Consider the following 14702-nt stretch of genomic DNA (forward strand, 5'->3'; position numbering starts at 1 on the left):
GGGGTTGGCTCAATAGATAAGGTTGAGTTCTACCCCCGAATCAGGATTGTCCGATTCGGCACGTATCCCGTGACCGGCCGAGCGAACGAGGATCTGGGTGCGGTCGGCTCGGAACAGGTCGTTCGAACATTCGATGATTGCGCCGGCCGCGTCCCGCGCGGTTCGCTGAATCGAAATGAGTGGCGCGTCGGTGTGAACGGAAAGCAATCGAGCCTCTTCCGGTGTCGCCGAGGCTACTTCGAGTCTTTCCTCGCTGCTCACGACCTCGACTTCGTACTCACTTCGTAGAAGCTCGTAGACGGAGCCACCCAATGGCCGCTCCAGTAGCCCGGGGAAGCGTTGAGCGGGGAGCCATGCCTGCTCTATCGACAATGGAGTTCCGTCGGCAAATCGCAATCGGAGGATGCTGAACGCCAGTGAGCTTTCGTCGTCGAGGCCGAGTCGGATTCGAATCGACTGTTCAGGGTTTTGTAGGACAGCCGACAGCACCTGTGAACCGGATGTCATCCCCTGTCTAGCGAGATAGGACGGCAACCCGTCGACTCGATCAAGGTCGCGCTCGAATTTCCGCTGCGCGATGAAGGTGCCTCCCGCCCGACCTGGTATGCGATGCGTGATTCCTGCCTGGCACAGACCTGTCAGAACGCCCCGCAATGTGGATCGGCTCACTTGGAAGTGCTCGGCCAGTTCTCGCTCGCTCGGGAGACGATCCCCGGGTTTGAGAATCCCGGAACTAATGTCGCTCAGTATCTTTCGGCGAACCTGCTCGGCTACCGGCCCGCCCATACCAGTCGTCATCGGAATCGCCTCCCGCCCCGGCGCCGGAGTGCGGCACGTCCATCACCCATTCGCCAATCCCGCACACTGCTGGAGCCGCTGCGGTCTGTTTCGGCAGCTTATCGCATGGTGGGCGGTTGATCGGAGCTTCTTGCGTCTTGGCGGGGGCCGAGCGGTTGCCCCTTCCAGGTGAGCCTTGTGAAAGTTGGACCAAACACTGATTTTCCTCAACCAACAGCCATACCAAAATTCAATCCAATTGATATAACCGCAGTACATAGCCATATAAAAGGTTCAAACAAGTCTTGTTTTGGTATGTTAGGTGTGTCACACTCAGTCGATCGCAAGGTGCGCTGCGGCAGCAGGTCGCAGTTCGAGTCGTCGAATCTGTTCGGCAAATACTGAGAGGACCTTCGTCGTGACCGATGTATCCGAGGCCGACGGTGCGGCCGCCGCCGGTGAGAACAAGTCTGGTCAGCCGGTCCAACGTCTGAAGAAGAATTCAGTCGGCCTCGCAGGTGTGGTTTTCATGGCTGTGGCGACCGCTGCGCCGATTACTGCCATGGTCGGGAACGTTCCGATTGCTATCGGCTTCGGCAACGGCAGTGGCGCTCCGGCGGGGTACCTGGTGGCGACCATCGTGCTTGGCCTCTTCGGAGTCGGATATGCAGCGATGGCACGCCATATCACCGCAACCGGGGCCTTTTACGGATTCATCAGTCATGGGCTGGGACGGGTACTCGGGATGGCCTCGGGGACGATCATCACGATGGCGTACGTGGTGTTCGAGGCATCCCTCGTCGGCATCTTCAGCTTCTTCTCGCACAGCACGGTGGAGAAGTACACCGGCATATCCGTTCCGTGGATCGTGTTCGCTTTGGTGATGCTCGCGGCCAACGCGATCCTCTCCTACTTTGATATCAATTTGGCTGCAAAGGTTTTGGGAGCTTTTCTGGTAACAGAAATCTTGATGTTGGGACTGATGGCCGTTGCAGTGCTCGTTCACGGTGGTGGTCCGGACGGCTTCGCAGTGTCTTCGATCAACCCGGTGAATGCATTCGAGCCTGCGGCAGGCGTCGGCGGTGCAGTGGCAGGTATCGGACTGTTCTTCGCCTTCTGGTCGTGGGTAGGCTTCGAGTCGACTGCAATGTACGGCGAGGAGTCGCGCGACCCCAAACGAATCATTCCGCGCGCAATTCTCCTGTCAGTTCTGGGAATTGGACTGTTCTACGTATTCGTTTCCTGGATGGCCATCGCCGGCACCGGTCCGGCCCGGGCCATCGAGCTGGCGCAGGATTCCTCGACTTCCAGTGAGATATTCTTCGGTCCGACACGTGATTTCGTCGGCGGCTGGGCCGTTAGTGTCTTCGAGGTACTACTCATTTCAGGGTCATTCGCGTGCGGAATGGCCTTCCATCAGTGCGCATCTCGATATATCTATGCGCTGGGGCGTGAGGGGCTGATTCCCGGTTCCGAAGGCTCCGTCGGTCGAACCCACCCCGTGCACGGGTCGCCACACATCGCGTCGTTCGTCCAGACGGTCATGGCCACTGCGATTGTGATCGCCTTCGCGGTTGCCGGGATGGATCCGTACATCCACCTATTCGGGTTGTTGGCGATTCTCGGTACGATGGCAATCCTGATTGTTCAGTCGCTCTGCGCTTTTGCAGTCATCGGCTATTTCCATGTTTCCAGGAACCATCCGGAAACGGCCAACTGGTTTCGAACTCTTCTGGCTCCCCTCCTCGGCGGGTTGGGAATGCTGTACGTGGTGTACCTCTTATGGGAGAACCGCAGTTTCGCGGCGGGTGCTGCTGCGGATACCCTGCTGTTCCGCTTGAGTCCGTACATCGTGGGCGGACTGTTTCTTTTCGGAATGCTCGTCGCTGTTTGGTACAGGTACCGGGCTCCCGAGCGATACGCCCGAATCGGACGCATCGTCTTGGACGACACACCCGAATCGGAACCGGAAGCTGAACCTTCGATCAAGTGATTTTCATTTGGTATGACCAATCATGATATGGAGGGCATGTCTCGTTGCGAGAAAGCCGGTTGGCGTTCGAATAGCGATGGTGTGCAGCATTATTGAGTCGTACGATCAGATAATTCAACATTTTCCTACCCGTGCCATTGACTTTATTGGTCGGACCATTAATGATTTACATGTACGCAGAGAGTCGAAAGCCCGAACGAATCGGGCCCGAGTCAGGACAGGTGGGATATGTACGACTACGGCTCATTCAGCTTCGATTCCAAGAGCGAAGTGCTGGAGAAGGCCAAACGGTACTGGAACCCCGACAAGACTCAGTTCTGGACCGACAGTGGCATCGATCTGGTCATCGGCCGACGCGAGGGTTACGTGCTGTGGGATATGGAGGGCCGCCGCCTCATCGACCTTCATTTGAATGGCGGCACCTACAACCTCGGGCATCGAAATCCGGAGGTAGTGGCGGCAGTTGCCGAGGGGCTCGAGCTGTTCGACATCGGAAACCACCACTTTCCCTCGGTCGCGCGCACCGCACTCGCTGAAGCATTGGTCCAGACGGCTCCTGCAGGTCTGACGAAGGTTGCGTTCGCGTCCGGAGGTGGAGAGGCGATCGATATCGCGCTCAAAAGTGCTCGGCATGCAACGCAGAAGAGAAAGATCGTATCGATCGTGAAGGCTTATCACGGTCATACCGGACTTGCGGTAGGCACCGGTGACGATCGGTTCGCGAAGCTCTTCCTCGCGGATCGACCGGACGAGTTCATTCAAGTGCCGTTCGGTGATCTGGATGCAATGGACAAGGCCTTGTCTGGCCGTGACGTTGCGGCGGTGATCATGGAAACGATTCCGGCGACGTACGGATTTCCACTACCGGAGCCGGGCTACCTCGAAGCGGTCAAAGCGATGACAGAAGCGTACGACGCTCTGTACATCGCAGACGAGGTGCAGACAGGACTGATGCGTACCGGTGAACTGTGGGGTATCACCAAGCACGGGATCGATCCCGACATCATGGTGACCGGTAAGGGAATTTCAGGCGGTATCTATCCGATCGCGGCTGTGCTGCTCAGCGATCGGGCGGGGCAGTGGCTCGAGCAGGATGGTTTCGGCCACATCTCGACGTTCGGTGGCGCCGAACTCGGTTGTGTCGCAGCGCTCAAGACACTCGAGATCACCACCCGCCCACAGGTGAGATCGATGGTGCATTACATATCCGAACTCATGGGTGCCGGGCTTCGCAGAATTCAAGATCAATACCCCGGGTGGTTCGCCGAGATTCGTCAGAACGGAGTGATCCTCGGTTTGCGATTCGACCACCCCGAAGGGGCGAAGTTCGTGATGCGCCAGTTGTACGAACTGGGGGTATGGGCGATCTTTTCGACTTTGGATCCGCGTGTGCTGCAGTTCAAACCAGGCATTCTGATGTCGCGTGAGCTATGCGAAGACGTCCTCGATCGCGTTGAAGTTGCTGTCGGACGAGCACGCGACGACGTTCACAACTCTGACCGGAGGGCAATCTGATGAGTACGGCTTTTGCCGGGCATATGCTCGAACGCGCCGTTTGGGCCGCCGAGTCATTCGCCACCTACGACGCCGACTCTGTGGGTCGAATTGCGCAGGCGGTAGCCGACGCGGCGTACGAAGCGTCTGGGCACTATGCCGAATGGGCGGTTCGCGAGACGGGGATGGGCGTGGTTGCAGACAAGGTTCGGAAGAATCAGGCCTGCTCACGCGGAATCCTCGAGTTCTACCGTGGGCAAGATTTTGTCAGCCCCAGGGTGGACGAGCTCGACAAGATAGTCGAGATTCCACGCCCTGCCGGTGTCGTGCTTGCCCTCACTCCTACTACCAATCCTGTTTCGTCGGTGTACTTCAAAGTATTGATCGCGATGTTGACCCGAAATGCCATCGTGGTTGCACCACATCCGAGGGCAAAGCTGTCGTGTGCGGATGCGGCGCACATGCTCAGTGCTGCAGCGGTGGCAGCGGGCGCACCGGACGGCATCATTCAGGTGGTCGACGAGCCGACGATTCCGTTGATGGAAGCGCTGATGTCGGACGATCGAACCGACGTCATCGTGGCAACGGGTGGGTCCAGCGTTGTCCGCGCGGCTTACTCGTCGGGCAATCCGGCTCTAGGAGTGGGCCCCGGCAATGTCCCTGTGTTCGTGGACGCCACTGCGGATGTGCGTTTGGCCGCACAACGAATCGTCGACAGCAAGGCTTTCGACAATTCTCTTCTGTGCACCAACGAATCCGTACTCATCGCCGAGGATTCAGTTGCGGATGGCTTGACGCGCGAGATGCAGCGTGCGGGGGCTCACTTGCTGGATGTCGACGATGTGAATCGACTGCGCGAGTACATGTTTCCCGAGGGTCACCTCAACACGGACGTCGTCGGCAAGGATGCAGTGTGGATCGCGGACAAGATCGGACTGCGACTGACCGCGAAAACCAGACTGCTCGTAGCTCCGTTCGATGTTGTTCGCTCGGAAGAGGTTCTGGCGCACGAGAAACTGTCACCGGTGATCGGGATGGTGCGGGTCCCTGACGCTGATCGAGGTGTACGAGCTGCGCGGGCAGTGGTCCGTATCGCCGGCGCCGGTCATTCTGCGGCGATTCACAGCGAGAATTCGCACACGATCATGAACTATGCGGCGCTGGTGCCGGTGCTGCGTATTTCGGTGAACGTCGGAAACAGTACGGGTAGCGCGGGACTCGACACGAATCTGGCTCCATCAATGACGATCGGTACCGGATTCGCCGGGCGCAGTTCGATCGGTGACAATCTCGAGCCGAAGCATCTACTGAACTGGGCTCGCGTCGCCTACAACTCGGACGAAAGTGTCCGCATGGCGAATCTTTCGGGTGTCGAAATCTGGCAGGTGCCGGTCGGCGCCGTGCCGGTTTACCCCATCGCCTCGAATGCTGCCCCCGGGTCGGGAGTGGCTGTGCCGAAATCGGTTCCGCGGACAATCCGCGCTGACTCGCCTGTTCGAGGCTCGTCGACAGATGCGGATCGGCTCCGCGCAGAGCTCCGTCGGATAGTCGTCGAAGAACTCTCCCAACTGAACAAGAGGTGACCCATGGCTGAACTTCGATCGTTCATTTTCATTGACAGGCTGCAACCACAGACGATGTCCTATCTGGGTACCTTCATTCGTGGAACGCTTCCTCGGGCCGATTCTGCCGCTCAGATTATCGAGGTTGCGCCAGGACTCGATATCGAAGGCATTACCGACGTTGCCCTCAAACACGCTGATGTGCAGGCTGGCGTGTTGGTTGTCGAAAGGCAATTCGGGTACTTGGAATTTCACGGTGAAACAGGGGCGGTGACATCTGCCGCAGACGCGGCGCTGGACGCACTCGAGGCGACCAGATCTTCTGCGATCTCGCCGACTATTCTCGCTTCGAAGATCATTTCCAGTATCGAACCGCAGCATGCGTTCCTGATCAATCGCAACAAGATCGGATCGATGGTGCTGGCTGGAGATTCGCTGTTCGTTCTGGAAGTTCAGCCTGCCTCATATGCGATCCTGGCCACGAACGAGGCGGAGAAGGCAGCCGACGTCAAGGTGGTCGACTTTCGCATGATGGGTGCAACTGGTCGAGTGTATCTATCGGGTAGCGAAGCAGATGTGCGGCAGGCCGCCGAGGCAGCTCAGAGTGCTCTGGGAGGTGAATTCTGATGAAATTGCCTCCGCCCGAAGAGCTTCGGACTATGATTCGAGAGATCATCCGGGAAGTCGCACCTGAGGTCCCGAATAAACTCACTCCGGATAAACCCGCCCCGAGCAAGCCCCCCTCACCTCAGCTCGCTCCGGCGCCGACTGGTCCGATGGCTGTCTCTCGTCGAAACAAGACCGAAGCAGTGCGGCTGAGCACCAGCGCCGAACTGCAGACCTTCGTGTTCAAGCTGCTGGAATTGTTCGAGAATCCGAAATCGCGGCAAGACCTGCGTGCCGGCCGATTGAAATTCACACTCGCCCCCGGCCCCAAGGCGGCAGGACCAACATCGGCAGTTCACCGTATCGACGAGGGTGTGGTGACCGAGCGGCACATAGCTCGCTTTGCAGAATCCGGTGCGCGCCTTGTTCTCGGGCGCAAAGCAGTGATAACCCCGCTGGCTCGCGAGAAGGCACGCGCTCTCGGGGTCTCATTCGAAAAGGAGCGCTGATGATTGCCGCAGTTGTCACGGGAAGCGTCTGGTCGTCGCGACGCATCGACGGACTGCCGAACGGCGCGCTTCTGCGCGTCGAGGCTCTGGAGTCGGGCGACCGATTCATCGCGTTCGATGTTCTGGGTTCGGGTGTCGGCGAGCACGTCCTCGTTGCGCAGGGCTCCGTCGCATCCAACTGGTTTCCCGGTACACCACCACCTGTGGACGCTCTCGTCATCGGATCGATCGATCGAGACGCCACCCCCGAAGTTCCCCCGAACTCCGGTCTCTGACCGGATCGTGATCCTCCTGTCTGCGTACCTCGCGACAGAACCGTCAATAAAGGAGTCGACAAATGTCCAGCACAGCAATCGGAATGATCGAGACCAAGGGATTCGTTGCAGCGTTGGCGGCCGCCGATGCAATGGTCAAGGCAGCCAACGTCACCATCACGGATCGGCAAGAGGTCGGGGACGGATTGGTGGCGGTCATCGTCACCGGTGAAGTGGGGGCGGTGAAGGCCGCCACGGAGGCCGGTGCTGAAACAGCTTCTCAGGTAGGCGAATTGGTAAGCGTCCATGTGATTCCGCGTCCGCATGCCGAACTCGGTGCGCACTTCTCGGTGGTCTCCAAGTAGCTCGCTCGCATCGGTTAGGCCCAGCAGGATCAACGTCCTGGCGGGATCAAAATCTGAGGAGGAGGCACCTCGGTGTCCGCACAAGTGCAATCAACAACGGATATCCGTGTCTACCTGATGGTGCATGACCTGCAACGTCAGTTTGCGGCGTACATGGGTACACCCACTCGCGCGCGTGGGTACCCGCCGTATGAGCACGATTACGCACTCATCGTCGAGGTGTCACCAGCTCTCGCGATCGAACGTGTGATGGACCTCGCGCTGAGGGCGGTTCCTTCCGTCGAGCCCGGGATACTTTACGTGGAAAGGCAATTCGGGGTTCTCGAGATTCATGCGAACAACCTCGCCGATGTGGAACGTGCGGGTCAGGCGATCTTGGACGGCACTGGTAGCGAGGCAGCTGATCAGCTGCGACCGAAGGTGCTTTACCACGACGTGATCGAGGACATCACGGATCAGCATGCGGTGATCATCAATCGGAACAGACAGGCATCCATGGTAATGCCTGGGCAGTCGCTGCTCGTGTACGAAATGACCCCGGCGCTGTTCGCGACGGTGGCTGCCAACGAGGCCGAACGCGCAGCTCCGGGAATCACTCTCGTGGACGTGCAGATGATCGGTGCAGCCGGACGGCTGTATATCGCAGGATCGACCGAAGAGGTCACGTCGGCCCGAGACAGGATCACGGACGTCTTGGCAGGTATCGAAGGCCGCGAACACGGCTGAGTCAGTTTCTTGAGAGGAGAGGAGGACCACCTGATGTTTGTCGAAGGTGCGGGATCGGCCGAGGATCTGGTCGCAGATCGTGCGATCAAGGAGTACACGTTCTCGCGAGATGCGCAGTGGCGCATGATCAATTTGTCGGAAAATGCGACCTATCTGGTCGAAGACCCGGGGACAGGCTCGGGTGGAATCCTCCGCGTGCATCGGGAGGGATACCACGATGCGCAGGCGATCGAGTCAGAACTGGATTGGCTCGATGCCCTCCATGAGGAGAACATCGTCGATGCCTCCACAGTGATTCGGACAGCAGACGGGCGTCGAATCGTAACGACGGAAGTTTCCGGACGTACGCGGCACGCAGTCCTTTTCGAGACGATGGGGGGCTTGGAGCCGGATGAAGCGGGAATTTGTGCGAACGACTTTCATACACTCGGAGCGGTGACAGCGAGGCTTCACTCTCATTCGAAGCGTTGGCGCAAGCCGACTGGTTTCGCTCGCTTCTCGTGGGATTGGACCAATACACTCGGCGAGGCACCGAGGTGGGGACGCTGGCAGGATGCTGTCGGCATCGGGACCAACGAGATTGCGACGTTGGAGCCTGCCGTGGATTTGATTCGCCGGAGGTTGGAACGATACGGGCAGGGCCCGGACCGATTCGGTCTGGTGCACGCAGACCTCCGACTGGCGAATCTTCTCGTTGATGCAGATCAGGTCAACGTGATCGATTTCGACGATTGTGGGTTCGGCTGGTTCCTGTACGACTTCGGTACCGCCGTGTCTTTCATCGAGCACGATCCGGCATTGCCGCGTTGGCAGGAAGCGTGGTTGTCCGGGTACCGAACCGTCGCGGAATTGTCCGACGAGGACGAAGACATGCTCGCTACATTCGTCATGTTGCGCAGGATGCTCTTGGTGGCATGGATGGGTTCCCATTCGCATTCCCACGAGTCGCGCACGAAGAGTTCGAGTTATGCAGCGGGAACGTGCGATCTGGCGACCAGGTACCTCGATTCCGCCGGTTCCTCACTCGAGCGAACAGGTTCTGTTCGCTGACCGACTAGTCCCGATCAATCAACTCTGATGAGGTCCAAATGTTCAACTCCATTGAAGGTCGTTCGGTCGTCGTCACCGGCGGTAGCAAGGGCATCGGCTTGGGAATGGTTCGGGTATTCGCGCGCGCAGGGGCCAATGTGCTCATGACCGCGAGAGACGCTCTGACTCTCGAACGTGCCGCGGAGGGTTTGAATGATCTTCCTGGCACTGTCTCCACACTTCAAGTCGACGTCACGAATCCTGACTCCTTGGCCGGTATGGCGGAAGTTGCGGCCGAGCGACACGGAGGAATCGACGTGTTGTGCGCGAATGCTGGGATCTTCCCGTCGAAGCGGCTGGGGGAGATGACCTCGGAGGACATGGACTGCGTATTCGGCGTCAACGTCAAGGGCACCATCCACGCCGTGCAAGCGTGCATGCCATGGCTCGAAACTTCCGGGCATGGAAGGGTCGTCGTGACATCGTCGATCACCGGACCTGTGACCGGGTATCCGGGTTGGTCGCACTACGGGGCAAGCAAGGCCGCGCAGATGGGCTTCATCCGAACTGCCGCCATTGAGTTGGCCCCGAAGAAGATCACGATCAACGCCGTCTTGCCCGGCAATGTGATCACCGAGGGGCTCGACGGTTTGGGACAGCAGTATCTGGACGAAATGGCGTCCAGTGTCCCGGCCGGCAGTCTGGGCAGCGTCGAGGATATCGCCAATGCCGCACTGTTCTTTGCCCTGGACGAAGCCGCGTACATCACCGGTCAGTCGTTGATCGTGGATGGGGGACAGGTCCTTCCGGAGTCGGCGATGGCGCTCGGCGAAATGTAAGACAAGCGACGACGGATTCACCTGTCCCCAGTGAATCCGTCGTCGCCGCGCACGGCTATTATTTGGTCAGACCGAATACCCGCCATGTTCAGGAGGCTGCCCCATGGGTGCGCAAACTGAGGAGGTCCGGCGGCGAATCGTGGCCGAGATCAATTCCGGAGCATTGCCTCCCGGGTCGCGGCTCGGGAGCGAGCGGGAACTGGCAGAACACTACGGAGTCAGCCGCTCGAGTCTGCGGCAGGTTCTTGCTGCATTGGAGGAAGCCGGGGTCGTTCGTCGAGCGATCGGGCGTTCCGGCGGCACGTTCATCAGTCATGCAACGGTCGAGCGAGATCTCTCCGGTGTCATCGGGTTGCCCGCGTATCTGGCGAGCCAAGGATACGTGGCCGGGAGCAGGATCCTGTCCACTCAAATGACCGTTCCCGACCGAAGCGCGCAAGATGCGCTGGGTTTGGGCGAGGGCGAGTTCGTGATCGATATTCGACGCATTCGGCTCGCCGACGGGTCTCCCATCTCGTTGGAACACGTACAACTCCCGGCTGGTAGGTTTCCGGGCCTGCTGGAGCGTCCTCTCGGCGGCTCGCTCTACGAATTGATGGAGCAGGCATACGGTTTGGTTCCCGGTGCCGCCGAGGAGCAGATCGAAGCTGTCAACGCCACCACGACTGAGGCGTCGGTTCTCGGGACCCGCGTCGATGCTGCTCTGTTGTTGATCACGCGTACCACCCGAGACCAGTCGGGCATTCCGTTCGAATACTCACGTGACCTGTTTCGCGCTGATCGAACTCGAATCTCGGTCACTGCCCGGGGATCGGTTGGACGAAGAGAGGCAACAACCACCGTCCTGGAAGTTCGAACCGACTCCGAATCCTGAGTTCTCTTGTAATAGAACGAGATAGCGTCAGATTGTGTGATCCGGCTGCCAGTCGGTGCCGAAGCCTTGGTGGATCAGAGTGTGGGCTGTGTGTCGGACAATCCAGGGATCCGTTGGTTGACGGATGAACGTGTCCCCGTAGGTGCACATCTGGGGTCGAGTTGCTGATGTTGCGTGACCTTGTTCACATCTAGTCTTTGTCTACTCGCGGCGAATCTGCTGCCGCAGTAAGTATTCCGTCCACGAATGCACGGGACTCTTTCTGGTTCAAGTCGATTCACTTACATTCCAGGAGCACATGGTGAGCAATCCCACGGAGTTGTCCGGACCCTCATCCGAACTGGCAGCGAAACGTCGCGCGTTCGACGCTGTCGATGCGTTGGCTGAGGACATGGTCACAGTGTTGTCGGAGATCATCGCTATTCCCAGCGTGAATCCGAAATATCCCGGCCAGAGCTACGACCAAGTCGTAGGTCTGGAAGGCAAAGTCAGTAACGTGCTGTCCGAGATCTATCAGGACAGTGGCGCCGATGTGGAGAGATGGGAAGTCGAGGCCAAGCGGACCAACGCTGTGGGGACTGTTTCCGGCTCCGGTGGTGGGCGTTCGTTGATCTACAACGGGCACGTCGACGTCGTACCCCCGGGAAATGTTGCGCGGTGGGAATCTGGAGACCCGTTCTCTGGCCGAATTGACGGTGACCGAGTGTGGGGGCGCGGCGCAAGCGATATGAAAGCAGGGCTGGTCGCACAGGCTTTCGCGGTCAAGGCTCTGCAACGTGCCGGCATCTCGCTTCGTGGCGATCTGATCATTCAGGCGGTTGTCGGGGAAGAGGTCATGGACCACGAGTGCGGGATCTCGTCGACCCTTGAACGCGGGTATCGGGCTGATGCTGCTGTCGTGGCCGAACCGAGCGGTCCGACTCAACTCGGAGTAATCCCGGTGACCCCAGGTCTGCTCTGGTTCTCGGTGACAGTAGCGGGTAAAGCTACTCACTCGTCAATGCGTGGTCAGACGATCAGAGCCGGCGGTGGCGGATCCAAGGTTGGCGTCAACGCAATCGACAAGGGGTTTCTCGTCTTTCAGGCACTTCAACGCCTCGAGGAAGAATGGGCATTCACGAAGACGCACCCGCTCTTCGCTCCTGGGCATTTCTCGATTCATCCCGGTGTGGTGACGGGCGGTCCACACGGAGTGCTTGTGCCGTTCATCCTGTCGGAATACATGACCATCGAGTACTGCGTTTGGTATCCACCTCAGGACGACCCTGAAACAGTCAAGCAGGAGATCGAGGCGCAAATCGAATCGATAGCGCGGACCGACGGCTGGCTGCGGGACAATCCGCCGACCGTCGAATGGAAACTCAGTTGGCCGGCGAACGACCCGGGAGAGTCGGCAGCTGAGATCACCCAAGCGATCTCCCAGGCCCACATCGCTGCCGCAGGTGGGACACGGTTTGCCGGTGCGCCAACCGTTGCCGGCTTCTGTGCGGTTGAGGATACTTCCTTTCTCACGATGGCAGGCGTTCCCGCGATCAGTTATGGCCCCGGGGACCTGCGGGTGTCTCATGCAGATGACGAGTACTGTCTGATCGACGAAGTTCATACTGCTGCAAGAACTTTTGCCGCCCTTGCAATCGACTGGTGCGGACTAGAGGAGCAGGCAGAATGAAAAAGTTCATTCGGCAACTCGAGCCGCGAACAATTCATGTGACATTCGGTTTCCTGTACGGCATAAGCCTTCTGCTTGCGCTGTTTCCTCCGTTGTATCTCGCAGCAAGTGGCGTCTCGACACGAATCTTGGGGCTGCCGTTCAGTATCTTCTACTGGCTCTTCGACGGGTTGTTGGTCGGGCTGAGTCTGTGGGCGCTCTATCTGGTCGAAGGCATCAGGGGCGAGTTGGACGAGGACTTCGCTGTGGTATCCGGCCCCTCCGTTGGGTCACCGAGTTCGCCGACTGGAGAATGACATGTTGATCATGCTCGGAATGTTGACAGTCTTCTATGCTGTCGTCGTCTATATCCTCTACGCCACCAAGCGCAGCGAAGCGCCGTCCTTCACCGAGTATTCGGTGGGTGGTCGTAGCTATGGTCCATGGTTCGTCGCGATGTCCTACGTCAATTCTTGGTGGCCGGGTGCGGTTTTCATCGCCTTCTTCGGTTTGGCGGCGGGTGCCGGAGTATTCGGATTCTACGGACTGGCCTACTCGGGGCTAGGCGTTGCGATGATGTATTTCATGGCCACAAAGGCCTGGCGATGGGGAGCTCGATACGAATTACGTTCACAACCAGACCTTCTCGGGCTGCGGTTCGACTCGACATTGGTCAAGAAGGTTGCCAGTGTGATCGGTGTGGTGTCGTTGTTTCCGTGGGTGGTGCTCGGAATGCAAGCGCTGGGGCAACTCCTCGAAGTTGCCAGCGAAGGCAAATGGTCCGTCACAACCTGCCTGTTGGTCGGCTTGGCACTCATCGTCGTTCGCCAGATCTGGACAGTCAAGATGGGCATGCGCGGGCTTATCATGACCGACCTGTTCCAGGGGATAGTCGCTTACGTGGTTGCCGGATTGGTGTGTCTGCTCATGCTCGTCGGATTTGGTGGATCACCCATCAGCTTCGGGGCGTTGGCGGAACTGCCGGTGGAGATGCTGCGGGTACCAGGCGACGGCGACGCATACGGGCCCTTCTACCTGTTTGCATTGATCTTCACCGGTGTTGTCGGATCACTTTGTTGGCCAACAAGTTTCCAGCGTATCTACACAGCATCCGGAGTGCGAGCAGTCAAGGCGGGTACTATCCGCACCGTCTTGATCTCGGGGGTCTTCTACAGCTTGTTGATGCTTGTGGGACTCGCGGCGTCGACAATTGCAGAAGTGCACGAGGCGCCGCAGAATGGTTGGTTCACCCTGATGTACCAATATGGTGGAACATGGATGCTGGGACTGGCGGTCACGATTGTTTTCGCAGCATCGATGGGGCATATCGACGGCAGCGTCCAGGTGTGCGGTCTGCAGATTGCGAACGACATCATCAATTCGGAACAGCGTCCGCTCTCGGATCGACAGCTGACGGCAGTTGCAAAGTCCAGCATGGTCGTATTCATGGCGGTCGCCGGTGTCGTCGCGTATCTCACGTTCGACATGGCGCGTTTGCAGCTCCTTGCTCAGATCTCCTACCAGGGGATCGTGCAATTGTCGATTCCTCTGTTTCTGGGACTCTTCTGGCGCGGTGGTAACAAGCACGGTGCAGTTGCCGGCATGCTCTCCGGGTTCAGCGTCGCGGTGATCTTGACATGGATCTACCCTGACGACATTGCGGGCCTCGGTGGGCTCACCGCCGGTATAGTCGGAATGGCAGTGAACCTCGTTGTCTTCCTGTCGGTCTCGGCGATCACCGGTCGGACCGACGCAGATCGTCGTCGCGTCGACACCCTTTTCGAGGCCGGTCGGAGCCCGGTGCGTGTGCGACAGGACGGCGCACTGCGAGCGTCCTGACTGCATGACGTTCACACCCATCGCCTAGTTCTCACTATTCGGTCGGAGTCGCTGTTCGGGGTCCGTTTCGCGGAATCCTCGGGCAGCGGCTCCGGCCGAGTGCGAGTGATCTGATGATGATCGCCCTGCGAGGCGGCCCACTGTCTTGGTAAGGCGGTCATTGTCACCCGAAAAGCGTGGTTCCGCG

General features: G+C 58.9%; 15 protein-coding genes. 14 read left to right on the top strand and 1 reads right to left on the bottom strand.

The annotated features are described in order from the left end of the window. Window positions 1-9: 9 nt before the first annotated feature. Entirely contained in the window at window positions 10-798 is a 789-nt protein-coding gene (locus FEZ59_RS06780; RefSeq protein ID WP_134998596.1) for a GntR family transcriptional regulator, read from the bottom strand. Window positions 799-1306: 508 nt separating this feature from the next. Between FEZ59_RS06780 and FEZ59_RS06785 the strand changes: the two genes are divergently transcribed. From FEZ59_RS06785 to FEZ59_RS06850, 14 genes are all read left to right on the top strand, one after another. Next, on the top strand, window positions 1307-2770 hold the full coding sequence (locus FEZ59_RS06785) for an APC family permease (RefSeq protein ID WP_242459755.1): 1464 nt from the start codon (window positions 1307-1309) through the stop codon (window positions 2768-2770). 228 nt (window positions 2771-2998) lie between these two features. Beyond that, window positions 2999-4285: an aminotransferase class III-fold pyridoxal phosphate-dependent enzyme gene (locus FEZ59_RS06790; protein ID WP_003943881.1), complete on the top strand. Its 1287-nt coding sequence runs from the start codon at window positions 2999-3001 to the stop codon at window positions 4283-4285. Then, window positions 4285-5847 (top strand): aldehyde dehydrogenase family protein, encoded by a 1563-nt coding sequence (locus FEZ59_RS06795; RefSeq protein WP_134998595.1) that lies wholly within the window; start codon window positions 4285-4287, stop codon window positions 5845-5847. The genes FEZ59_RS06790 and FEZ59_RS06795 overlap by 1 nt, the downstream gene beginning before the upstream one ends. Before the next feature lie 3 nt (window positions 5848-5850). Beyond that, window positions 5851-6453: a BMC domain-containing protein gene (locus FEZ59_RS06800; protein WP_003943811.1), complete on the top strand. Its 603-nt coding sequence runs from the start codon at window positions 5851-5853 to the stop codon at window positions 6451-6453. Between the two features lie 149 nt (window positions 6454-6602). Continuing rightward, window positions 6603-6941, top strand: a complete 339-nt coding sequence (locus FEZ59_RS06805; protein ID WP_308115616.1) for a hypothetical protein — start codon at window positions 6603-6605, stop codon at window positions 6939-6941. After that, complete coding sequence (locus FEZ59_RS06810; protein ID WP_134998593.1) at window positions 6941-7216, top strand: EutN/CcmL family microcompartment protein; 276 nt, start codon at window positions 6941-6943, stop codon at window positions 7214-7216. The genes FEZ59_RS06805 and FEZ59_RS06810 overlap by 1 nt, the downstream gene beginning before the upstream one ends. Window positions 7217-7278: 62 nt before the next feature. Further along, window positions 7279-7560 (top strand): BMC domain-containing protein, encoded by a 282-nt coding sequence (locus tag FEZ59_RS06815; RefSeq protein ID WP_124566847.1) that lies wholly within the window; start codon window positions 7279-7281, stop codon window positions 7558-7560. A gap of 117 nt (window positions 7561-7677) precedes the next feature. Beyond that, window positions 7678-8286, top strand: a complete 609-nt coding sequence (locus FEZ59_RS06820) for a microcompartment protein (RefSeq protein WP_050794046.1) — start codon at window positions 7678-7680, stop codon at window positions 8284-8286. Window positions 8287-8319: 33 nt separating this feature from the next. Then, window positions 8320-9336 carry a phosphotransferase gene (locus tag FEZ59_RS06825; protein WP_134998592.1) on the top strand — a complete coding sequence of 339 codons (1017 nt, stop codon included), beginning with the start codon at window positions 8320-8322 and terminating at the stop codon, window positions 9334-9336. A 38-nt stretch (window positions 9337-9374) separates the two neighbouring features. Then, the gene (fabG, locus tag FEZ59_RS06830; RefSeq protein WP_042950308.1) at window positions 9375-10154 is read left to right on the top strand and encodes a 3-oxoacyl-ACP reductase FabG; all 780 of its coding nucleotides are present in this window, start codon (window positions 9375-9377) and stop codon (window positions 10152-10154) included. A gap of 103 nt (window positions 10155-10257) precedes the next feature. Further along, a complete protein-coding gene (locus FEZ59_RS06835) occupies window positions 10258-11028 on the top strand; it encodes a GntR family transcriptional regulator (RefSeq protein WP_042950310.1) in 771 nt (256 codons plus the stop codon). Window positions 11029-11326: 298 nt separating this feature from the next. Beyond that, complete coding sequence (locus tag FEZ59_RS06840; RefSeq protein ID WP_134998591.1) at window positions 11327-12697, top strand: ArgE/DapE family deacylase; 1371 nt, start codon at window positions 11327-11329, stop codon at window positions 12695-12697. Further along, a complete protein-coding gene (locus FEZ59_RS06845; protein WP_134998590.1) occupies window positions 12694-12993 on the top strand; it encodes a hypothetical protein in 300 nt (99 codons plus the stop codon). The genes FEZ59_RS06840 and FEZ59_RS06845 overlap by 4 nt, the downstream gene beginning before the upstream one ends. Window position 12994: 1 nt before the next feature. Next, the gene (locus tag FEZ59_RS06850; protein ID WP_134998589.1) at window positions 12995-14515 is read left to right on the top strand and encodes a sodium:solute symporter family protein; all 1521 of its coding nucleotides are present in this window, start codon (window positions 12995-12997) and stop codon (window positions 14513-14515) included. Window positions 14516-14702: the final 187 nt, after the last annotated feature.

This window comes from Rhodococcus sp. MS13 (assembly GCF_013277835.1).
GTDB lineage: Bacteria > Actinomycetota > Actinomycetes > Mycobacteriales > Mycobacteriaceae > Rhodococcus_F > Rhodococcus_F erythropolis.